This window comes from Microbispora rosea, assembly GCF_044460045.1.
Taxonomy (GTDB): domain Bacteria; phylum Actinomycetota; class Actinomycetes; order Streptosporangiales; family Streptosporangiaceae; genus Microbispora; species Microbispora rosea.
Genome location: NZ_JBITJO010000002.1, coordinates 673,537 through 695,033, shown reverse-complemented (window position 1 = coordinate 695,033; position 21,497 = coordinate 673,537). Strand labels below are relative to the sequence as shown.

The window sequence follows — 21,497 nt, the reverse complement described above, 5'->3', positions numbered from 1 at the left end:
GCGACCTGCCCCCTCTGGTCACCTGCGCTCAGCAATTGGATCCGATTCTGCTCGACCACAATGACCGTTGTCACACCCTAGGTGAAGATTGGTGTAGCACGACTACCTCCGGTGCTCAGCATGTCACTCGATCGTGTTCGCCGTGAGGCGCCCGCGGGCGATGGTGTGACTCGCGATGCCCGCCAAGGTCTCCGCGAGGTCGGCGCCCTGCTTCAGGTCGAGCTTCGCGTTCAGCGCGTAGACAGTGAAACGGTAGCTGCCGTCGGCCTGGCATGGGGGCGCATAGCCCACCTTCCCACTCGAGGTGGTGCCCTGCCGGGCGCCTCGGGGGACGTCGTTCATGCCCAGCTCGGTCGTCGCGGGGTCGATGTCGAACACCACCCAGTGCACCTCCGGGCCGCTGTGGGGACTGCTGTCGTCGACCACGAGGGCCACCGACTTGGCGCCCGACGTGCCCGACCACCGGAGAGGCGGGTTGCCCTGCCCCCCCTTGCAGGAGTAGTCGTCCGGCAGGGGTGCGCCGTCACGGAACTGCGGGCTCGACACATTGATGACGTCGAGGTTCCTCGGCGATCCCCCGCCCAGGATTCCGCAGCCCGACGCGGCCAGCGTGAGTGCCGTCACCGTGACGGCGGCTCGCACGACCGCTGATTTTCTCGGCGACCCCATGCCCGATGATGCTACGCGGATTGGACAGGTGCCCCGACCGGATCGCGGTGATCCGTACCGATGACCGGGCCGGTGCGAGCCGTTGACCTCCGTGTTCTCCCGAATCGATCCGTACGTGCGGAGGACCGGAAAGTGGGGGTGTGAGACCCCGTGTGCCCTTATCCGCCACAATCGAGGCATGCAGGGGGACACACCGGGAGCGGGCATGAGCTTCGGCGTTCTGGGCCCCCTTGACGTACGGCGCGACGGGCGGCCGATCGAGGTCGGCGGGCAGCGGCTGCGCGCCCTGCTGACGCTCCTGCTGCTGGACGCGGGCCGCACCGTCTCCATCGACGCGCTCGTGGCGGGGGTGTGGGACGACCGCCCGCCGAGCGGTGTGGGAAACGCCCTGCAGGCGCTGGTGTCCCGGCTGCGGGCCACGGCCGGCCGCGGCCTGGTGGCCGGCGGGCCGTCCGGCTACCGCCTGGCCGTCGCCCCCGACCAGGTGGACCTCCACCTGTTCGCCCGCCTGGCGAGCGAGGGCGCCGCGGCGCTGGCCGCGGGCGAGCCGGGCCGCGCCGCCGGCGTGCTGCGTGAGGCGCTCGGCCTGTGGCGCGGCGCTCCGCTCACCGACCTGTCGAACGCCGAGGCCGAGGTCGCCCGGCTGGAGGGGCTCAGGACCGCGGCCACGGAGGACAGGATCGAGGCGGAGCTGGCGCTGGGCCGGCACACCGGCCTGATCCCGGAGCTGCGGCTGCTCGTCACCGGCCATCCGCTCAGGGAGCGGCCGCACGGGCAGCTCATGCGCGCTCTCTACGGGGCGGGACGCCGGGTCGAGGCGCTCGCCGCCTACGAGGAGGCCCGGTCGCTGTTCGCCGACCGGCTCGGGGCCGACCCTTCGCCCGCGCTGGCCGAGCTCCACCTCGCGATGCTGAGGGGCGAGCCCTGCGGGCAGGCAACCCCGCCGCCGGATGTCACGCCCACGAGGCCTGCCCGCGTGAAGCAGGGGCTCGCTCGGGCGGACCAGGGGCTCGCCGGAGTGGAGCGGGGGCTCGCCGGGGTGGAGCAGGAGCAGGAGCAGGCGCCGCCGCGCGCTGTGCGCCGGGGCAACCTGAGGGCCCGGCTGACCAGCTTCGTCGGCCGGGACGACGACGTCGTCAGGATCGGCGCGCTCCTCGCCGCCGACCGCCTGGTCACGCTGCTCGGCCCGGGCGGTGCGGGCAAGACGAGGCTGGCGGTGGAGTCGGCCGAGGCGATCGCCGCGCGGGTGCCCGGCGGCGTGTGGCTGGTCGAGCTCGCACCCGTCGAGGACGGGGCGGAGGTGGTGCAGGCCGCCCTGACGGCGCTCGGCCTGCGCGACGCCGGCCTGGTTCCGGTGCGCGCGGCGCCGGCCATGCCGGGCGGGGAGTCCGGCCCGATGGCCCGGCTCGTCGCCGCGCTGGCGGCGCGCGACACGCTGATCGTGCTGGACAACTGCGAGCACGTGGTCGAGCCGGCCGCCGTGCTCGCCGACCGGCTCCTCGCCGAGTGCCCCGGCCTGCGCATCCTCGCCACCAGCAGGGAGCCCCTCGGCATCACCGGCGAGAGGCTGTGGCCGGTCGGGCCGCTCGGCGCCGATCACGCCGTGCGGCTGTTCGCCGAGCGTGCGGCCGCCGTACGGCCCGGCTACGTGGTGGACGGCGAGCGCGACGCCGTCGAGCGCGTCTGCCGCGAGCTCGACGGCATGCCGCTCGCCATCGAACTGGCCGCCGCCCGGCTCCGCACGCTGTCGGCCGCGCAGATCGCCGAGCGGCTCGGCGACCGGTTCCGGCTGCTCACCGGCGGAAGCCGTACGGCGATGCCCCGCCACCGGACGCTCCGCGCGGTCGTGGAGTGGAGCTGGGACCTGCTCGACGCCCGCGAGCGCGCGCTCGCGGCGCGGCTGGCGGTGTTCGCAGGCGGGGCCACGCTGGAGGCGGCCGAGCAGGTCGGCGAGGGCGACGTCGAGCTGCTCGGCAGGCTGGTGGACAAGTCGCTGGTGGTGTTCGACGGCGGCCGCTACCGGATGCTGGAGACGATCAAGGCGTACGCCGCGGAGCGCCTGACCGAGTCGGGCGACGAGCGGCCGGTGCGGCGCGCCCACGCCGAGTTCTTCGCCCGCCTCGCAGAGACCGCCGAGCCGCACCTGCGCGGGGCGGAGCAGATCGAGTGGCTGGCCCGGCTGTCGACGGAGCACGACAACCTGTCGGCCGCCCTCAGATGGGCCTGCGAGGAGGCCGAGGCGGACCTCGCGCTGCGCCTGGTCGGCGGACTCGGGTGGTATTGGTGGCTGTCCGGCCACCGGCTGGAGGGCGCGCAGCGGTCGGCGGAGGCGCTGAGCCTGGCGGGTGACGACGCGGACCCCGAGCGGCTGGCGCTGGCCCACGCGGTGCACGGCATGACGAGCGCGGGCGGAGAGGGGAACCTGGGGCGGGCCGGGCGGAGCCTGGCGGCCACGGTCCGCTACGCGCGCGAAATCCGGGACGCCGCCCGGCATCCTCTCGTGGCGATCGCGACGCCGATCATGTCGATCTTCTCCGGACGCCAGAAGGAGGCGGAGTCCCAGCTGGAGCCGCTGCTCGGGCATCCCGACGGCTGGGTGGCCGCCTCCGCCCGCGTCTTCCGCGCCCAGCTGTGCTTCAACGCGGGCCGTTCGGAGGAGGGCGAGGCCGACCTGGTGCTCGCCCTCGACGGGTTCAGGACGGTCGGAGACCGGTGGGGGGTGGGGAACTGCCTCAGCGTCCTCGCGGAGACGAACGCGATGCGCGGCGACCTCCGGAAGGCCGTGCCCCTGATGAAGGAGGCGATCGCGCTCCTGGAGGAGGTCGGGGTCGTCGAGGAGACGCCGTTTCTGCGGACCCGCCTGGCCGTCGCGCTGAGCGCGGCGGGCGACCGGGAGGCCGCCGAGGAGACGCTGCGGGAGACCGAGCGGCTCTGCGGCGCCACCGGTGACCCCATCGGGATGGCCGGGGTGCGGCACGTGCGAGGTGACTTCGCCAGGGCCGACGGCGACCTCGAGACGGCGCGGCGCCACTACGACGAGGCCGTCCGGCTGCTGAAGCCCACGCCGGTCATCCCGCAGTTCGCGGCGACGCTGACGACCTCGCGCGGCCTGCTGGCCGAGCGGGAGGGAGACCCCGCGGCGGCACGCGTCCTGCACGACAGGGCGCTGGCCGTCGCGGTGGAGTCCGACGACGCTCCGGTGATCGGGCACGCGCTCGTCGGGCACGCTGCGCTCGCCGTCCATGTCGGCGACCACGCGCGGGCCGCCGTCATCCTCGGCGGGGCGGAGGCCGTCCGCGGGTTCGTCCACGACCTGAGCGTCGACCACCGGAGGGTGGCCGACGCCGCGCGGGCCGCGCTCGGGTCCGGAGAGTTCTCCCGCTGCCGCGAGCGCGGGCGCGCCATGAGCCGGGATGAGGTGCTGTCCTTCGCGTCGGCGGCGCCCTGAGCCGGCACGAGGTGGCGGCCTTCGTCTCCACGGGGCCGCTCCGGCCTTCGCGTCCGCCGGGCCGTGAGCCGCCCCGGGCGCTGTGCTGTCAGGCGCGGTTGCGGAAGGCGCGGACGGCGAGCGGGGCGAAGACGACGACGATGCCCGCGGCCCACAGCAGGGAGACTGTGGCGTCCGACGCGACAGGCCCGCCGCCCAGCAGTCCGCGGACCGCGTCCGCCAGGTGGCTGACCGGGTTGACCTCCACCCATGTCCGCAGCCACGGCGGCATGGTGTCGGTGGCGACGAAGGCGTTGCTGGTGAAGGTGATCGGCATCATCAGCGAGAACATCAGGATCTGCACTTTCTCCATGCTCGCCGCAGTGACCCCGACCAGCACCGCCATCCACGACATCGCGAGCGCGAACGCCAGCAGCAGCGCGAGCGCGCCGAGCACCCCGGCGATCCCCATGTGCACGCGGAACCCGAGCACCAGGCCCAGTCCGAGGAACAGGGCGAACGCCCACACCTGCTTCAGCGTGTCGGCGACGATGCGCCCGGCCAGCGGGGCGGAGCGGGAGATCGGCAGGCTGCGCAGCCTGTCGAACACGCCCCTCGTGATGTCGATGTTCAACCCGACGGCCGTGGTCATGCTCGCGAACAGCATGTTCTGCACGACCAGGCCGGGCAGCGCGAACTGCAGGTAGTCGCCCGTGGATCCCGCGATCGCGCCGCCGAAAACGTAGGTGAACAGCAGCAGGAACATGATCGGCTGCACACTGAGGTCGACCAGCTCCATCGGGTTGTGTTTGATCTGCACCAGGCTCCGCCAGGCGAGCGTCATCGTGTGGCGCAGGGCCGCCCCCGCGCCCGGCCGGGAGGACGCCGCGACCGCGGGCGCGGTGCCGGTGATCGTGGTCATCTTCTCTCCTCGTCGCTTCGTGCGTCCTGTGGCTTCCGTCGCGGTCTCACGCCGCGGCCTCGGCGTCTTGTTCCTCGTCCTCGGCGCGATGGCCGGTCAGCGCGAGGAAAACCTCGTTGAGGCTCGCCCGGCGCAGCGACAGCTCCGCCGCGACCACGCCGAGGTCGTCGAGGCGCCGTACGATCGCGGAGACGGCCGCGAACTCGCGCATCGGCGCCGTGACCTGGCCATGGGAGACCTCCGGCGTGGCGTCGAGCACGTCGGCCACCACGCGGCGGACGAGATCGAGGTGGGCGGCCTCGCTGGGCCGCAGCTCCAGGACCTGGCCCCCGGTCGCCGCCTTCAGGGCGTCGGGTGTGCCGCTCGCGATCACCTTCCCGTGGTCGAACACCACGATGTCGTCCGCGAGCTGGTCGGCCTCCTCCAGGTACTGCGTGGTGAGCAGGACGGTTACGCCCTCGTCCTGCAGACCGCGGACGACGCCCCACAGGTCGGTGCGGCTGCGCGGATCGAGGCCGATCGTCGGCTCGTCCAGGAACAGCACCTGGGGGCGGCCCACCAGGCTTGCGGCGAGGTCGAGCCGGCGGCGCAAGCCGCCCGAGTAGGTCTTGGCCGCCCGCCCGCCCACGTCGGTGAGCGCGAAGCGGTCGAGCAGGCCGTCGGCCCGGCGCCGTGCCTCCGCCCTCGTCAGGCCCAGCAGGCGGCCGATCATCACGAGGTTCTCGACCCCGGTCAGGGCCTCGTCGACGGCCGCGTACTGCCCGGTCAGCCCGATGAGTGAACGCACCTGGTGCGCCTGCCGGACCACGTCGAACCCCGCCACGTGCGCCCCGCCCTCGTCCGGCCGCACGAGCGTCGCGAGGATCCGCACCGCCGTGGTCTTTCCCGCTCCGTTGGGGCCCAGGACGCCCAGGAGGCGGCCCTGCGGCACCTCCAGGTCCACTCCGTCGAGCGCCCTCGTCTCGCCGTACCGTTTCGCCAGCCCCTCGGCCTGGATCGCATGGCCCATGGTGTCTCCTTCGCTCGTGTACACCTCCACCATGCGGAGCGGCGCTGACATCTCCCTGAGGGCGGCCGTCAGCCGCTGACATATCGCTGACGGCGGCCGGGTGAGACGCGTGGGTCCTAAGGGGTGTGGCGAGCGCGCGTCCACGGGGGGACGGGCACGGGACGGAAGAGGAACACCTGGTCGCTTCGCCCGGTGCACGACTCCTGGGCGAGCTCGGCGCCGGGGACCACGTCGGGCTCGCCGTACAGCGCTCCGAGGCACAGCCCGCTGTGCAGGGGGCGCAGGGCGAACCCCGCCCCGGCGGGATTCAGCAGGAAGCGCTGGTGCGCCGCCCCGGTGCAGTTCTCGGGAGCGACCAGCACGCCCGGTTCGCTCAGCGCCTCGTCGACCGTGAGACAGCCGACGCCCTCCTTGGGATGGTGCCACTGGATCTCGTAGGCGCCGCCGCCGGCCGCCCGCACGTAGGTGTCGGGGACGAGATCCCGGCAGGGACGCTGCACGGCCAGTGGCCGGTCGGTCCGCCCGTTGCGCTCGCGTCCCTCCCCGACGCACAGGTCGCGGCCGGCGACGTGCGACGGGACGATGTGATACCACCCGTCGCGCAGGGGGCGCCGGCTTCCGGCCGTCGGGGCCGGGAGGGAGGCGGCGGGTGGGGTGCGGTCGTCTCCGGCCGTCGCGGCGGCGGAGGGAGCCGAGGGCCGGGCGTCGCCGCCCGCCCAGGAGACGCGCAGTTGCGCCAGGACCGCACCCGTGGCGAGGAGCAGGACCGCGACGCCGGCCCCCGCTATGGCGAAGCGCCGCAGCGCCCGGTGCCCCGGTCGTACGGCGGCTGCGCCTCGTGCAGCCCGTAGGGCCGGGGCGCCCGGTCCGGCTGGGTCGCCCGGTCGCGCAGGGTCAGGGGGATCGCCCTGGTCGCGGGGACCGGTTTGGCCGCCGGGTTCGGCCTGGTTACGGGGTTCGGCTTGGTCGCGGAGATCGGCCTGGTCATGGGGTTCGGCTTGGTCGCGGGGTTCGGCCTGGTCGCCGGTTTGGTCGCGCCCGTCGAGACCCCCGGGCTCGAAGCGGCCGGTCTGATCGGGCCGGACGTCCGGGCCGGGCTGCTCCGGCAGTCCGGGCGGGTGGTGCCGGGCCGCGGCGGCGTCGTGAGGATCGGTCACAGGCGCCATGCCGGCGGCCAGCCGTTTCCGGTACGCCACCCAGCGCGCCGTCTCGGCCTCGCCGAGCCCGCAGGCGCGCACGAAGGCCGCCACGAACTCCTCCCTGGGGAGGGTCGTGCGCCCGAGCGCCCCCGCGATCGTGCTGGTGGGAAGCACGTCTCCCGACGCCTTCGCGGCGGCCGTGAGCTGCCGGTAGGTCAGGCCGGACCACTGGCGGAGACGGCCCAGCGCGGCGACGAATTCGGCTGCGGTGGCGAGACCGTCGGGCTGGGGAGGCACGCTGAACGGCCCTGACACGACGATCCTCCCAAGCCACGCTTCGGCGTCGATCCGGGCGAAACACTAACAAAGATCGATGACGCGAGGCAGCCCCCCGGTCAGCGGATTACGCCGCCCGGAGGGCCTGGAGGTGGTGCTCTGCTGTTATCCCTGGTCGCGCTTGGTCACGTAGACGAAGTCGCCCAGGTTGAATCCCGCGTCGAGCCCCCGGTCGGCGTCCCATCGGTAATGGACGCCGAGCCAGAGCCGGCTGAGCGCGTCCTCCTCGGCGGCCTGCTCGAAACTCGTGAAGGTCCTGGTCTTGGGATTGGCGTTCGGATCATCGGTGGTCGCCGTGAAGGTCAGGTTGTGTCCGAACCACCTCTGCATCACTCCTGCCCACGCCCCCGCGAACGTGGCGTGCCCCGATATGTACGCGGGGAAGGGCGGCGAGAAGTGCTGTCCGGCGGCGTTCACCGACAGCGGCTCCCAGGAGGGATCGGGCGTGACGGCGGGGTTGAGGCTCGTGTCGGCCAGCTTGATCGCGCTCTCCGGCCGCCACAGGTCGATCGGCGAGTCGAACTTCGCTCCCCAGGCGACGATCGACGCGTCGGCCAGCGCCATGGACACGAGGTTGAACAGCTCGGCCGTCTCGTTCTGCCTCAGTCCCTTCTGCCGGGAGACCGCCTGGGTGATGGCGAACAGCTGCCCCACCGGCCGATAGGTGCCCTTGCCGTCGTTGGCCCAGAAGAACGCCGCCTGCGTCTGATCGGCGGACCGCGAGGTGGGATTGCTCGCCCCGCCGTACGCCTTGACCTCGTTGACCTGCTGTGCGTACTGGGAGCTGCGGACGAGCTGGTCATAGGAGGTGAAGCCGCCGGGCGGCCCCGGCCGGAACTGCGTGGGGGACGTCATGGCGAACGGCTTGAGCTTCCCCCAGTTCGGCGTCACCGCCGGTCCTGAGCCCGTCTGCCGCCACGCGCCGGGGACCGTGCCCTCCGTGTACGAGAGGTCGAACGCCGGCCCGTCCCCCGACCTTTCGGCAATCATCAGGTCGCCGATCCTCTCGCCGTCGGTCCGGCCGCCCAGGACGTAGCGGGACGGCACCGACGAGGGGATCTGCGCGAGGGCGTAGGCCAGGTTCGCGTCGAAGTCGATGTACGGATAGAGGTGTTCGAGCACGCGGTGCGCCGCCGCGTCCATCGTGGCCTCTATCGAGTCGTTCGGGTTCTGCTGAGTGATCTTGGGAAGGTACGTGACCGGCGCGGCCGGCCAGTTCGCGTCGTGGACGGCGATGTGCAGCATGGCACCGGCCCGCGCGAGCCGGGTCGGGTCCCCGTCGTGGCTGTACTGCGGGTCGACGCCGTCGCGGGGAAGGGTGCGGATGGTGTCGAGGAAGACGCTGTTCCAGTAGAGGACGTGATCGAAGGCGGACGCCTGCGGCGGTGGCCCCGTGACCGCCGCGTGCGCCGCCTGGGGAAGCGCGACCAGCGTGCCGGCGGTCATGACGGCGGCCGCCGCGATCACACGTACGCGTTTCCACCGGGATCGTCGATGCAAGGAGAACCTCCGGGGGGAAGGCCCCGAGCCCCGGCCGAGTGCCGGGGGAGGGGTGCATCACGGAAGATCCCTGATCGACGGAACGCAGGACAAGATTCATGATCGTGCGGAACTGTTCCGGACGCTCCCGTGCGGCCCGCCTCGTGTGGAACGGCTGGACAGACGCGTCCGGTCACGCCGCGAATCGAGCGCCCCTGATACGTGTCCTGGGACGAAGAGGAGGACGAAGAGGAGCCCGGGGACCACGGGCATGGGCCCGGACAGACGGAAGGCCGGCCGGCGAGTTCGCGAACCCACCGGCCGGCCTCTCACGCGGAGTCGTGACGACGCCGGCTCTGTCCCCGGTGCGGGGAGACGCCGTGTCCTGCGCGGTCAGTCCTGCTTGCGCGCGCCGAACATGATCTCGTCCCAGGTCGGCACCGACGCCCGGCGTCCGCGCGACTTACGGGGCCGCGGGGGAGCGGGCTTCGGCACGGGCGGCGCGGGCGTCTCGGGCTTGGCGTCCTTCGGAGCCTCCTTCTGCGCCTCCTTCGCCCCGTCCTTGGACCCGTCGCCCGTGCGCTGCGTCTTTCGCGTGTCCCCCGGGCGGGGCGCCGGGGCGGCAGCGGGTGCCTGGGCCGCGGGTGCCTGCGGCGCTGGCTGCGGTGCGGGTGCCTGCTGTGCCGGTGCCTGCTGTGCCGGTGCCTGCGGTGCGGGAGCGGCCTCGGCCGTCGGCTGCGCGGGCGGTGGCGTCTGTGCCGCCGGAGCCTCTGGAGTGGCCGCTGCCGCAGGAGCCGCAGGTGTGGCCTGTGCCGCCGGAGCGGCAGGAGTCGCCGGAGCGGCGGGAGCCGCGGTGGGCTTCGGCATGGGAGCCGAGGCGCTCTCCGGGGGCGTGCTCGGCGCGGGCACTGTCACCGCTGTGACGTCGGCCGCGGGGCCCGCAGCGGGGTCCTTCGCGGACTCCGCCGGCGGAGCAGGTGCGGGGACGGTGACGGGAACAGCGGCCGCCGGCGACGCCTCGTCCGGCGCGCCGCCCCCGGCCGTGTCCGCGGCCTTGTCTGTGTCAGCAGTCGTGCCCGTGTCAGGAGTCGTGTCCGTGTCAGGAGCCGTGCCCGCAGCCGCAGCCGTGACCGGGGCCGCGGCGGTGACAGGTCGCGCGGCGGGCGCGGCGGCCGGTCGCTCGGCCGGTGGCGCGGCCTCCGCAGGTGCGGCGGCCTCCCCGGCGGTCTTCACGGGGGTATCCGCGGCGGTCTCCACGGTGGCCCCCACGGCGGCCTCCGCGCTCTCGCGGCTGGAGACGCGGTCCTCGGCGTCCCGGGAGGACGCCACAGCGGCCACGTCGTCCGTCGCCGCGGCGCCTGCCGTCCCCGATTCCGCCGTGGACTCCACAGCGGAGTCCAGTCCAGAGTCCGGGGTCACGGTGGTGCTCGTGGTCGTCGTCGAGTCTTCGGGGGCCGCCCGCTCCACGGGCGTCGCCGGGCGCGCGGCCTCCTGCGCGTCCGTCGTCTCCCCGGGTCGCGTCGCGCCGGCCGTCTCGGCGGCGGCGCCGTTCCCGCCGGTCACAGCGCCCGGCGCTGCGGCCTCCGCCGTGGGCGTGGGCATGGGCACTGGCGCGGGCACCGGCGCGGGCGTGACGGCATGCGCGGAAGTCTGGGACGCGGCCTGCCACACCACGGTGTCCTGACCGTCTCCCCAGACCGCGCCGTCTCCGGCGGCGTCCGGGCCCGGAGCGGGCGGAACGCCCGTGGTGGCCGGGGCGGCGTCGGCGGGCGTACGCGGAGGAGCGGCCTCCACCGCCGATCCGGTCTGCGCCGGGCTCTCCACCCTGGTCTCGGCGCCGGGCGGCGGGGGCACGACATCGGGGCCGGCGACGAGCGACTGCGGCAGCCGGAAGGGCACCGGGGTCAGCTCGGGCCGGTACGCCGCCGGCTCGTCCGCGTACGGCTCGGGCCGCTCGGGCCGGCCGGACTCCGCGCGCAGCGGCGGGCTCAGCCGTGGCGGCGGCACGGGCTCGGGGAGCGCGGCGGGCTCGGAGCGTACGGCGGGCACGCCGAGACCGGGCTCGTCACGGCGGGAAGAGGTCTCCGCGGGCAGCGACGGCACCGGGGCGAGCTTGGACGCCAGACGGGGCACGAAGGGACGCACGGTGGCGTCGTCCCGCTCGGGCTCGACGTATTCGGCGGCCGACAGGCGCATGGCCTCGTCGTCGTTCGGCGTGATGTGGCGGCGGCGCGGGTCGAAGAGCCACTCGGCGTGGCGGGTGTGGCCGTTCCAGACGAAGCCGAGCCGCACGCGCCACAGGTTGTCGTCGCGCTTGGCGGAGTCCCAGTCGATTTCGTCGGCCGGCACGCCGCGCCGGGTGAGCCGCTCGGCGACCAGCTCGCCGAGCGTGGGCCCGGGGGTCGTCTCACCGGGCATCCGGACCGAGACCCGCTGGGCCTGCTGGGCCATGTACTCGCGCTCCTGGAGAACCGGTCCCTCGAACCAGCGGACTCTCTCCACCGGAATGCCGGCGGTGGCCGCGATCTCCTCGGCCGTCTCGCCGGCACGGATGCGCGCCTGGATCTCCTTGGGACGCAACGGGCTCTCCACTTCGATCTCGTACTGGCCGAGACGGGAGAAGTTGCCGCGAACCGCAGCGCGGAGCCGGTCGTCGACGGGCAGCGTGAAGCGCGTGCCCCGCCCGGCGGTCGCCAGGACGAGGTACGTTCCGTCTTCACTTACCGCGACGAGACGGAGCTCCTGCATGCGAGTCCCTTCGTCGTCGTGCTCTGTCTTCCCCCGGACCCTTGAGTCTCTCGCGTGAACCGGTTGCCTTCCAGCACCGTACCCGGCATGTCCGAACATCGCCTCGCCAGGGGGCGAGGCAGGTGTTGTGACCCCGGTCACATTTTTCGTGTTCACCTTTCCGCAACCTGTCGGTCGTCCGGAAGCGGCAGTGCGCAGGCGGCGGCCGCGCCGCCGATCCGGCCCGGAAGGCGAGAGCGAGGGTCGTGTCTCCTCAGGTGGTGCGCGCCCATCGCCCGTACGCACGGCGCGGGCGCGGCGCACGGCGGCGTGACCGTGCCGTACGCCGTGCGGCCGTACCTGCGGGAGGGTCTCATTCCTGCTTGCTCCCTCGGGTTCGAGTGGCGCGCCGGGCTCTGGTGTGCCCGTGCTCCGCAATGTGCCTGCCCGAGGGCCGGCGCGGGCAACGCGACACGCGGAAGACGCCGGACCGTGGAGAGGGACTTTACGCGGCGATGGGGTCAGCCTTCCCGCGACGCGCCGAGCACCCGGTCGAGGTAATCGTTGGAGAACAGCCCGTCCGGGTCCATCTCGCGGCGCAGGGCGAGGAAATCGCCGAACCTCGGATACACCCCACGCAGGTAGTCCGCGTCGCGGGTGTGCAGCTTGCCCCAGTGGGGCCGGCCCCCCAGCCTGACCATGATCTCCTCCACGCCCTCGAAGTACGCGGGGTTGGGCGCCTGGCGGTAGACGTGGCAGGCGACGTACGCCGATGGCCTGCCGTACGCGGTGGAGAGCCAGGCGTCCGAGGGCGGCGTGACCCGCACCTCGACAGGGAAGGTGATCGGCCAGCCCGACCGCTCCACGAGGTCCCGCGTCTCCCGCAGGGCCTGGGCGAGGTGGTGGCGCGGTACGGCGTACTCCATCTCCAGGAAGCGGACCTCGCGCACGGACGTGAAGATCTTGTAAGAGGTGTCGGCGCACTCCGACGTGCCGAGCATGCGCGCGGAGATCCCGTTGATCGCGGGCACCGCGCCGGGGAACCGGGCCCCGACGGCGCAGGCCGCGCCGAACAGCGTGTTCTCCAGGAAGACGTTGTCGAGCCAGCGCTTGAAGGCGGCGGGCGGCCGGGCCGGGCCGTCGTCGCGGTTGTTGCGCTTGACCAGGCAGGTGTCGGTGTGGGGCAGCCAGAAGAAGTCGAGGTGGTCGTCGGCCTCCGTCAGGTCGTCCAGCGTGTCGAGGATCCGGCTGAACGCCATCGGCTCGCGGCGGTTGCGCAGCAGGAACGCGGGTTCGACCCGGAACGTGACGGCGGTCAGGACGCCCAGCGCGCCGAGGCCGACCCGGGCCGCGTCGAACAGGTCGCCCTCGCGCACGGTCGTGACGGAGCCGTCGCCGAGCACCATCTCCAGTTCGACGACCTGGTCGGCGAGGCCGCCGACGTGCCTGCCGGTGCCGTGGGTCCCGGTCTGGATCGCCCCCGCGGCGGTCTGGGCCGTGATGTCGCCCATGTTGGCCAGGGCCAGGCCGCGCCGGTGGAGTTCCTCGTTGAGCGCGTGGAGCGGGGTGCCCGCGGCGACCTTGACCCACCCGTCGCCCGCCTCGAGGACGCCGGTCAGCGCGCCGGGCCGCAGGAGGATGCCGTCGGTGAGCGCGACCCCGGTGAACGAGTGTCCCGTGCCGGTCATGCGCACCCGCCGGCCCGTCTTCGCGGCGTCCCGCACGGCGTCGGCGACCTCGGCCGCCGAGGCGGGGGCGCGGACCTCCGCGGGGGTGACCGACTGGTTGCCCGCCCAGTTGACGAAGGCGTCCATGCTCCTCCTCGCCCCGGCACCTCGCCCCGGAGTGAACATGAACACTACTCATGGACCGCCCCGCTGCCTACGGGGCGGCGGTCTCAGTTCGTGTGCTGGTGACGCATCCGGACCAGCGCGGAGCCGGCGAGGCCCACGACGGCCGCGAGCAGCGCGCAGGCGTAGGAGAAGCCGTACGCGTTGGACGCCCCGAACGCGTCGGTCAGCCGTCCGCCCGCCCAGGAGCCCACGGCCACGCCGAGGTTGATCGAGGTGGTGACCCACGCCATGCCCTCGTTGAGCTGGGTCGCCGGGACCATGCGCTCCACCAGCGAGAACCCGGTGATGATGGTGGGCGAGATGGACAGGCCGGCGACGAACAGCGCCAGCGCCATGACCCGCACGTCGTGCATGAGCAGCACCGGCGTGAGCCCGGCGGCGAACAGCGAAAGCCCGCGGACGAACCGGGAGCGGAGGCTGATCTTCCAGTGCCGCGAGCCGTACCACAGGCCGGAGACCGCGCTGCCGCACGCGATCGACGCGAGCAGCAGACCGGCCGCGCCCTTGCTGCCGTGCTCCTCCGCGAAGGCCACGGTGATGATGTCGACGGAACCGAACACCGCGCCCATGGCCAGGAAGACCGCCGACAGCAGCGCCACGCCCGGGATCGCGATCGGGGACCCGGCCGCCCCCCGGTGCCGTACGGCCGGAGGTTCGGTGCCGCGGAGCGAGGCGAAGGCCAGCGTGCCCGACACGGTCAGCACGATCGCGGCGATCAGGCCCGCGTAGGGGTTGATCGCGATCGTGAGCGCGGTTACGAAGGCCGGGCCGCCAACGAAGATCAGCTCGTCGGCCACGGACTCGAACGAGAAGGCGGTGTGCAGCTTGGCGGGGTCGGCGAGCACGTGCGACCAGCGGGCCCGGACCATCGAGCCGAGCGAGATCCCGGTGGTCCCGGACGCCGCGCCGGCGGCGTACAGCGTCCACTCGGGCATCCCGGAGTGGGCGCACAGCATCAGGACGGTGAGCGAGCAGCCGTGCAGCAGCACCAGCGGGACCAGCACCCGCGCCTGCCCGAACCGGTCCACGAGCCGCCCGGAGAGAGGTCCGGCCACCGCGACCGCGATCGAGAAGGTCGCCGCCACGGCCCCCGCCTTCGCGTACGAGCCGGTGATGGTGGTGATCAGCAGGATGACGCCGATGCCGAGCATCGACATGGGCGCCCGCCCGATGAATCCCGCGATGACGAAGCCCTTGACTCCGGGCGTGCCGAACAGCCCCCGGTACGGCCCGACCATGTTGTGTTTCCCTTCAGCACTGTGTTCTGCACTGGGGTGCGTGTGCGTCCGGGCCGGCCGTTCGACAGCAGCGGCGGCCCCGGGTGGTTCCGGGACACGCGGACGGCGTTTATCTCCAGTTTGACCCTCGCGTACCCGCCTATCATGAGGCAAGTGATTTTTCCGCGTCGGGGGTGGAGGGGCTGAGGTGAGGTCGTCCACTCATTCCGGCCCCACACGGCTGCGCCCGATCGTGACCGGCCTCGCCGCCGTGATCCTGGGCATCATCGCCGCGGGCACCGCCTTCCTGGTCACCTGGCCGGGTGACGGCGCGATGGCGGCAGGCGGCGCCAGGGCGGAGACGGACCGCACGCGGGACGACAACCCCCTTCCGGCCGCGCGGGCGACAGCGAAAAGCCTCGTGCCCGACCGCACGCTGCCGTCGAGCGCGCCCGTCGTCGGCGGGCCCGGCGTGCAGGTCACGCTGCCGCACCTGCTGGCGATCTCCCCGAAGCGGGTGCCGCAGAGCACCCTGTTGAAGATCGCCAAGCTGCGGCACGTGCAGAAGGTGGCGGTCGCCGACGGCGGCGAGGTGCGTGTGTCCGGCACGGCCCTGCGGCTGCTCGCGGTCGACCCGGCCACGTTCCGGTCGTGGACGCCGAAGAACGTGGCCGATCACCCGGAGGTGTGGAGCGCGCTCGCGCGGGGCGAGCTGGTCGGCGACGCGGCGGCGATCAAGCGTTTCGGCATGGTGCTCGGCGCGGAGTACCAGATCGACCGGGGCCCCAGGCTGCGCGTGGCGGCCTCCGCCTCGCTCGGGCTGCCCGGCGTGGACGGCCTGGTCAGCCAGGACCTGGGCCGCAGGCTCGGCTTCCCCGGCGGCGTCGTGGTGCTGGTCCACGGGGACCCGGGCAAGGTGAGCGACACGGCGGTCGCGCGCCTGCTCGGCAAGGGCGCGCAGGTCGTGCGGGTCGGCGCCGCCGCCGTCCCGCCGCGGGCCACGCCGACCCCGGGACGGGCCCTGGTGGGCCGGCCCACGAGTTACCTGGACCTCTACCAGCGGTCCGCCACCGTCTGCCCCGGCCTCTCGTGGACCGTCCTCGCTGCGATCGGCCAGGTCGAGAGCAGCCACGGCCGCAACAACGGCCCCTCGTCGGCGGGGGCGCTCGGGCCGATGCAGTTCATGCCCGCCACCTGGAAGGCGTACGGCGTGGACGGCGACGGCGACGGCGAGGCGGACATCTGGAGCCCCTACGACGCGGTGCCGTCGGCCGCCAAATACCTGTGCGCCAACGGGGCCGGCGCGGGCGGCGACAAGCTCAGGAAGTCCGTGTGGTTCTACAACCACTCGTGGGACTACGTGAACAAGGTCCTGTCGCTGGCCGAGGCGTACGCCCGCACGTACGCCTCCTGACGCGCGGGGAACCTGCGGGGGACCGGTCCTGCCGTCCCGCTACGGCGCCGCTACCGGCCCGGCCGTGCGGCGGGCCGGACCGGGGCGGGGCAGCAGGTCGCCGCGCACGGCGCGGGCTCGGGCTCGGCCAGCAGCTCGGACACCATCGACACGAACCGCGGGTGGGTGCCCGCGGTCGAGGCCCTGGTGAGGGCCATGCCGAGCTTCTCGGCCGTGGCCGCGGCCTCCACGTCGAGGTCGTAGACGACCTCCATGTGGTCGGAGACGAAGCCGATGGGCACCAGGACGGCCGACCGCACGCCCTCGGCGTGCAGCGCCTCCAGGTGGTCGCAGACGTCGGGCTCCAGCCAGGGCACCTGTGGCGGGCCGCTGCGGCTCTGCCAGACCAGGTCCCAGGACCGCTCCTCGCCCTGCCGTTCCCGGCCGACCTGCGCGGTCACGAGTTCCGCGGCACGCCTGAGCTGCGCCTCGTACGCGCCCCCGGAGGGCCCGGCGGTGCGGGCCATGGAGACGGGGATGCTGTGCGCGGTGAACACGAGCCGGGCCTGCTCGCGGGCGTCGGCGGGCAGCCGGTCGAGGGCCTGGCGGGTGTGGTCGGCCATCGCCGCGATGAAGCCGGGATGGTCGTAGTAGTGGCGGAGCTTGACGATCTCGGGAGCGCCGGGGACGGCGGCGCGGGCACGGGCGATGTCGTCGAGGTACTGCCGGCAGCTGGAGTAGGAGCTGTAGGCCGCGGTGACGAAGGCCGCCGCCTTGCGGACGCCGTCCTCCTTCATCCGCCGGACCGTGTCCTCGAGGAACGGGTGCCAGTTGCGGTTGCCCCAGTAGACCGGCAGGTCCACGTCGAGGGCGGCGATCAGGTCACGACACTGCTGGTTGATCGGGCTGACCCCGCCGAACCCCTGGTAGTGCGCCTCGACCTCAAGCAGCCGCTCGCGCGGCACGCCCCGGCCGCGCACGACGTTCTCCAGGAACGGCATGACGTCCTCGGGCTTCTCCGGCCCGCCGAAGGAGACGACGAGCAGGGCGTCGTATCCGTTGGTGCTCCCCATGCGCCACACCTTACGCGGGTGGTATGACGCTTCCGCCCGCGCCTGACGGCTTGGGTGGTGCGTGCGTCACGGAGTAGGTTCGAGCGGTGAGCCAATTTCCGGACATCCGCGAATACACGGCCCTGCCGCGCATGAACGCCCTGCGGCTGTCACCCGACGGGACCCGGCTCGTGTCCGTGGTCCAGTCGCTCAACCCCGACGGCAAGTCGTACGGCACCGCTCTGTGGGAGATCCCCCAGGATCCCGGGGGCGAGCCCCGCCGGCTGACCCGGTCGGCGAAGGGAGAGGCGGGGGCCGAGTTCGCCCCCGACGGGACCCTGTTCTTCGTCTCCCGGCGGCCCGACGAGACGGCGAAGGAGAGCGGCGGCGACACGGCCGCCCTGTGGCTGCTGCCCGAGCGCGGCGAGCCGGTGCGCGTCGCCACCCGCCCCGGCGGGATCGGCGGCGTCCGGGCGGCCGGCGGCACGGTCGTCTACGCCTCCGAGGTGCTGCCCGGCGACGCCGCCACCGAGGAGGAGCGCCGCAAGGCCCGCGACGAGGCCGGGGTCAGCGCGATCCTGCACGAGGGCTACCCGGTGCGCTACTGGGACCACGACCTCGGCCCTGCGCAGACCAGGTTCTTCGCCGGCCGCGCCGCGCGCGAGGGACTGGAGGACGTGCGGGACCTCACGCCGGAGCCTGGCGGCGCGCTGGACGAGCACCTGTCGTTCGACGTCACCCCCGACGGGGAGACCGTGGTCGCGACCTGGCGGGTTGCGCTCCCGAGCGGAGACGTGCGCTGGGACCTGGTCGCCGTCGACGTCGCGGACGGATCCCGGCGCACGCTCGCGACGTCCGAAGGGCACGACTTCGCCGGGCCGGTCACGGTGTCGCCGGACGGGCGGCACGTCGCCTGCCTGCGTGAGCACCACGGCACCGAGGAGACGCCGATCGCGCTCGACCTGTGGGTGGTCGACCTGTCCACGGGTGAAGGGCGCGCGGTCGCCGGGGAGGTCTTCCCCGCCTCGGTCGCGTGGGCGCCCTCCTCGCGGGAGCTGTTCTTCGCCGCCGACCACCAGGGCCGCCGGCCGATCTTCCGCGCGACCTTGGACGGCGCGGTCACCAGGCTGACCTCGGACGACGGTGCGTACGCCGAGCTGTGCCCGGCTCCCGACGGTTCGGTCTACGCCCTGCGCGGCGCGATCGACTCGCCGCCGCGTCCGGTGCGGGTGGCCCCCGGCGGGTCGGTCACCACGCTGCCCTCGCCCACGCCGCCGCTCGACCTGCCCGGCACGCTGACCGAGGTGACCGCGACGGCCGAGGACGGGACCGAGATCCGGGGCTGGCTGGTCGTCCCCGCGGACGCGACCGCCGAGGACCCGGCGCCGTTCCTGCTGTGGATCCACGGCGGCCCGGTGTCGAGCTGGAACGACTGGAGCTGGCGCTGGAACCCCTGGATCATGGCGCGGCACGGCTACGCCGTGCTGTTGCCCGACCCCTGCATGTCCACGGGCTACGGCCAGGACATGATCCAGCGGGGCTGGGGCGACTGGGGACCGGTGACCCACGCCGACCTCATGGCGATCACTGACGAGTGCCTCAAGCGGCCGGAGATCGACGAGCAGCGGACGGCGGCGATGGGCGGCTCGTTCGGCGGCTACATGGCGAACTGGGTCGCCGGGCACACCGACAGGTTCCGGGCCATCGTGACGCACGCGTCGCTGTGGAACCTGGACCAGTTCGCCGGCACCACCGACGGCGCCAACTTCTGGCAGCGCGAGTTCGGCGCCCTCGGGTCCGCCCGGTACGCCCGCCTGTCGCCCCACCGGTGGCTGGGGGAGATCAGGACGCCGATGCTGGTGATCCACGGCGACAGGGACTACCGCGTGCCGATCGGCGAGGGCCTGCGGCTGTGGTGGGACCTCCAGCGCTCGGGGGTCGAGTCGAAGTTCCTCTACTTCCCGGACGAGAACCACTGGGTGCTCAAGCCCGGCAACGCCGTCGCCTGGTACGAGACCGTCCTGGCCTTCCTGGCTCAGCACGTCCTGGGCGAGGAGTGGACCCGGCCGCCGTCCCTCACCTGACGGGTGAATGGCGGTACATCCTGGTTTGGGAGGATGTCATCCGTGCGGCCGACGCCCGAGCCGGGCGCCGGCCGCTTCGGTGGCAGCACGTACGAGGAGGGGGCAGGCCAGGATGGACGAGCGGGAGTACCGGCATGACCGGGCGCGGGCGGAGGAGCTGCTGGAGCTGGCGACCGGCATAGCGGAGGAGGCGGGCCAGATGCTCCTCGCGAAGCGGCCCGCGCGGCCCGAGGTGCTCGCCACCAAGTCGAGCCCCACCGACGTCGTCACCGCGCTCGACCGGGCGGCGGAGGAACTGATCCGCGCCAGGATCGCCGAGGCCAGGCCGCACGACGCCGTCCTCGGCGAGGAGGGCGGCGACACCCCGGGCGAGGGCGGCGTCCGGTGGGTCGTCGACCCCATCGACGGCACGGTCAACTTCCTGTACGGCCTGCCGGACTGGGCGGTCAGCATCGGCGTGGAGGTGGACGGCGAGATCGTCGCCGGAGTGGTGCACAACGTGCCGCGCGGCGAGTTGTTCACCGCGTCGAAGGGCGGCGGCGCCTGGCTGAGGGGCGAGCGGCTGCGCTGCAACACCGGCGTCCCGCTGGCCAAGGCCCTCGTCGCCACCGGGTTCGGCTACGCGGCCGGACGGCGCCGGGTGCAGGCCGAGGTGCTGGCGCAGGTGGTCCCCCAGGTCAGGGACATCCGGCGCGGCGGCTCCTGCGCGGTGGACCTCTGCTCGGTCGCCGCGGGCCGGGTCGACGCCTACTACGAGCGCGGCGCCAACTACTGGGACCACGCGGCGGCGGGCCTGATCGCCGAGGAGGCCGGGGCCCGCATCGCCGGTCTGAACGGCAGGCCGGTCAGTCCCGAGATGGTGCTGTGCGCGGCCCCGGGGCTCTTCGAGGAGCTGCACGACCTGCTCGTCCCCCTAGACCCCGAGCGCGACTGACGCGCCCGATCGGGGCGCCCCTCTTCGGCCGGCCTGCGGACCCGGCGGTCTTTCCGCGGAATTCGCGCCGAGTTCGTCCCAAGTTCGGGTCGAGTTCGCTCCGGCTTCGCCCTGGGTACAGGCGAGGGGGCCCGCCGTATGGCGGGCCCCCTCGTCAGTGTCGGTTCCGGTCAGCGCTGGATGGCAATGCCGTGATCTTCGGCGAGGCGGTGCAGGTCCTCGATCTCGGCGGTGAGGGTGTCGGCGAGGAAGTCGTCCCCGCTCGTGGTGGCCTCTTCAAGACCCTTGTAGGCCTGGTCGAGCCTGGTTTCGATCGTGGTCGTGAACTCGCCCATCTCACCTTCTTTCTCAGGGGGCGAAAACGTGTCACGGGGGGCTCCGGCACGGATCCTGCGGAGAGGCGCGCCCTTCCCCGGCACACGACAATGGAGGGTGTCACGGGCCTTACCCATGTCCGGAGCGACCGTAAACCTGTGAATTTCTGTGCTCTACGTCACGTAGAGCGCAGGAACCGCTTACCGGCGGCTTACGTCGGATATAGCCACAATGAGGGGCCGTCGTGCCAGCTAGGAGGACTTGATGCGCGTGCTTGTGGTGGAGGACGAGCGGGTGCTCGCGGACGCGATCGCGACCGGCCTCCGCCGGGAGGCGATGGCCGTTGACGTCGCCTACGACGGTGCCGCCGCCCTGGAGAAGACCGGCTACATCGACTACGACGTGATCGTGCTCGACCGTGACCTGCCCAAGGTGCACGGCGACGAGGTGGCCCGCCGCCTGGTCGCCCAGCGGTCGGCCTCGCGGATCATCATGCTGACGGCCGCGGGCGACGTGGACGACAAGGTCGAGGGGCTGGAGCTGGGCGCCGACGACTATCTGGCCAAGCCGTTCGTGTTCATGGAGCTCGTGGCCCGGGTGCGCGCGCTCGGCCGCAGGTCCGCGCCGCCGCTGCCGCCCGTGCTCGAACGCGCCGGCATCCGGCTCGACCCCGGCAGGCGCCAGGTGACGAGGGACGAGGCCGAGATCCACCTCACCAAGAAGGAGTTCGCGGTGCTGGAGGAGCTGATGCGGGCCGAGGGCGCCGTCGTCAGTCAGGAGGACCTGCTCGACAAGGCGTGGGACGAGAACATCGACCCGTTCACCAACGTGGTCAGGGTGACCATGATGACGCTGCGCAAGAAACTGGGCGATCCGCCGGTCATCGAGACCGTGCCCGGTGTCGGGTACCGGCTGTGAGGACCCGCGCCACCGCCACGTCC

Annotated in this window: 15 protein-coding genes; 5 read left to right on the top strand and 10 right to left on the bottom strand. The window is 73.2% G+C overall.

The features are described from left to right. Positions 1-123 precede the first annotated feature (123 nt). On the bottom strand, positions 124-642 hold the full coding sequence (locus ACIBK1_RS10535) for a YbhB/YbcL family Raf kinase inhibitor-like protein (RefSeq protein WP_197042372.1): 519 nt from the start codon (positions 640-642) through the stop codon (positions 124-126). Positions 643-874: 232 nt separating this feature from the next. Here ACIBK1_RS10535 and ACIBK1_RS10530 point away from each other — a divergent pair, with 232 nt between their 5' ends. Beyond that, the gene (locus ACIBK1_RS10530; RefSeq protein ID WP_396733932.1) at positions 875-4,117 is read left to right on the top strand and encodes an AfsR/SARP family transcriptional regulator; all 3,243 of its coding nucleotides are present in this window, start codon (positions 875-877) and stop codon (positions 4,115-4,117) included. 88 nt (positions 4,118-4,205) lie between these two features. Here ACIBK1_RS10530 and ACIBK1_RS10525 read toward each other — a convergent pair whose 3' ends face one another. The 7 genes from ACIBK1_RS10525 to ACIBK1_RS10495 form a co-directional block, all read right to left on the bottom strand. Further along, positions 4,206-5,018, bottom strand: coding sequence for an ABC transporter permease (locus tag ACIBK1_RS10525; RefSeq protein ID WP_396733930.1), 813 nt, complete (start codon positions 5,016-5,018; stop codon positions 4,206-4,208). A gap of 46 nt (positions 5,019-5,064) precedes the next feature. Beyond that, positions 5,065-6,027, bottom strand: a complete 963-nt coding sequence (locus ACIBK1_RS10520; protein ID WP_036404850.1) for a daunorubicin resistance protein DrrA family ABC transporter ATP-binding protein — start codon at positions 6,025-6,027, stop codon at positions 5,065-5,067. Between the two features lie 116 nt (positions 6,028-6,143). Next, positions 6,144-7,481 (bottom strand): helix-turn-helix domain-containing protein, encoded by a 1,338-nt coding sequence (locus ACIBK1_RS10515; protein WP_396733928.1) that lies wholly within the window; start codon positions 7,479-7,481, stop codon positions 6,144-6,146. Between the two features lie 126 nt (positions 7,482-7,607). Further along, complete coding sequence (locus ACIBK1_RS10510; RefSeq protein ID WP_156080703.1) at positions 7,608-9,002, bottom strand: vanadium-dependent haloperoxidase; 1,395 nt, start codon at positions 9,000-9,002, stop codon at positions 7,608-7,610. 372 nt (positions 9,003-9,374) lie between these two features. Then, positions 9,375-11,729, bottom strand: coding sequence for a septation protein SepH (gene sepH / locus ACIBK1_RS10505; protein ID WP_396733925.1), 2,355 nt, complete (start codon positions 11,727-11,729; stop codon positions 9,375-9,377). Between the two features lie 500 nt (positions 11,730-12,229). Beyond that, on the bottom strand, positions 12,230-13,522 hold the full coding sequence (locus tag ACIBK1_RS10500; protein WP_036404475.1) for a D-arabinono-1,4-lactone oxidase: 1,293 nt from the start codon (positions 13,520-13,522) through the stop codon (positions 12,230-12,232). An 83-nt stretch (positions 13,523-13,605) separates the two neighbouring features. Beyond that, on the bottom strand, positions 13,606-14,799 hold the full coding sequence (locus tag ACIBK1_RS10495; protein WP_030505497.1) for an MFS transporter: 1,194 nt from the start codon (positions 14,797-14,799) through the stop codon (positions 13,606-13,608). Between the two features lie 187 nt (positions 14,800-14,986). Here ACIBK1_RS10495 and ACIBK1_RS10490 point away from each other — a divergent pair, with 187 nt between their 5' ends. Then, a complete protein-coding gene (locus ACIBK1_RS10490) occupies positions 14,987-16,192 on the top strand; it encodes a lytic transglycosylase domain-containing protein (protein ID WP_396733923.1) in 1,206 nt (401 codons plus the stop codon). A gap of 50 nt (positions 16,193-16,242) precedes the next feature. On the opposite strand, the gene ACIBK1_RS10485 is transcribed toward ACIBK1_RS10490, so the two are convergent. Continuing rightward, positions 16,243-17,244, bottom strand: a complete 1,002-nt coding sequence (locus tag ACIBK1_RS10485; protein ID WP_396733922.1) for a ferrochelatase — start codon at positions 17,242-17,244, stop codon at positions 16,243-16,245. A 131-nt stretch (positions 17,245-17,375) separates the two neighbouring features. Here ACIBK1_RS10485 and ACIBK1_RS10480 point away from each other — a divergent pair, with 131 nt between their 5' ends. Continuing rightward, positions 17,376-19,307, top strand: a complete 1,932-nt coding sequence (locus tag ACIBK1_RS10480; protein WP_076434767.1) for a S9 family peptidase — start codon at positions 17,376-17,378, stop codon at positions 19,305-19,307. A gap of 112 nt (positions 19,308-19,419) precedes the next feature. Continuing rightward, positions 19,420-20,241, top strand: coding sequence for an inositol monophosphatase family protein (locus ACIBK1_RS10475; RefSeq protein ID WP_396733920.1), 822 nt, complete (start codon positions 19,420-19,422; stop codon positions 20,239-20,241). 170 nt (positions 20,242-20,411) lie between these two features. Here the strand turns inward: ACIBK1_RS10475 and ACIBK1_RS10470 are convergent, their stop codons facing one another. Continuing rightward, the gene (locus ACIBK1_RS10470; protein ID WP_167769255.1) at positions 20,412-20,576 is read right to left on the bottom strand and encodes a hypothetical protein; all 165 of its coding nucleotides are present in this window, start codon (positions 20,574-20,576) and stop codon (positions 20,412-20,414) included. Between the two features lie 244 nt (positions 20,577-20,820). On the opposite strand from ACIBK1_RS10470, the gene ACIBK1_RS10465 reads away from it, so the two are divergent. Continuing rightward, the gene (locus ACIBK1_RS10465) at positions 20,821-21,474 is read left to right on the top strand and encodes a response regulator transcription factor (protein WP_030505492.1); all 654 of its coding nucleotides are present in this window, start codon (positions 20,821-20,823) and stop codon (positions 21,472-21,474) included. The last annotated feature ends 23 nt before the right edge of the window (positions 21,475-21,497 follow it).

Excerpts from the sequence above, each read along its gene's own strand:
- ACIBK1_RS10530 (WP_396733932.1), top strand. The coding sequence starts at position 875 with ATGAGCTTCGGCGTTCTGGGCCCCCTTGACGTACGGCGCGACGGGCGG.
- ACIBK1_RS10525 (WP_396733930.1), bottom strand. The coding sequence starts at position 5,018 with ATGACCACGATCACCGGCACCGCGCCCGCGGTCGCGGCGTCCTCCCGG.
- ACIBK1_RS10520 (WP_036404850.1), bottom strand. The coding sequence starts at position 6,027 with ATGGGCCATGCGATCCAGGCCGAGGGGCTGGCGAAACGGTACGGCGAG.
- sepH (WP_396733925.1), bottom strand. The coding sequence starts at position 11,729 with ATGCAGGAGCTCCGTCTCGTCGCGGTAAGTGAAGACGGAACGTACCTC.
- ACIBK1_RS10500 (WP_036404475.1), bottom strand. The coding sequence starts at position 13,522 with ATGGACGCCTTCGTCAACTGGGCGGGCAACCAGTCGGTCACCCCCGCG.
- ACIBK1_RS10495 (WP_030505497.1), bottom strand. The coding sequence starts at position 14,799 with ATGGTCGGGCCGTACCGGGGGCTGTTCGGCACGCCCGGAGTCAAGGGC.
- ACIBK1_RS10485 (WP_396733922.1), bottom strand. The coding sequence starts at position 17,244 with ATGGGGAGCACCAACGGATACGACGCCCTGCTCGTCGTCTCCTTCGGC.
- ACIBK1_RS10480 (WP_076434767.1), top strand. The coding sequence starts at position 17,376 with ATGAACGCCCTGCGGCTGTCACCCGACGGGACCCGGCTCGTGTCCGTG.
- ACIBK1_RS10475 (WP_396733920.1), top strand. The coding sequence starts at position 19,420 with ATGGACGAGCGGGAGTACCGGCATGACCGGGCGCGGGCGGAGGAGCTG.
- ACIBK1_RS10470 (WP_167769255.1), bottom strand. The coding sequence starts at position 20,576 with ATGGGCGAGTTCACGACCACGATCGAAACCAGGCTCGACCAGGCCTAC.
- ACIBK1_RS10465 (WP_030505492.1), top strand. The coding sequence starts at position 20,821 with ATGCGCGTGCTTGTGGTGGAGGACGAGCGGGTGCTCGCGGACGCGATC.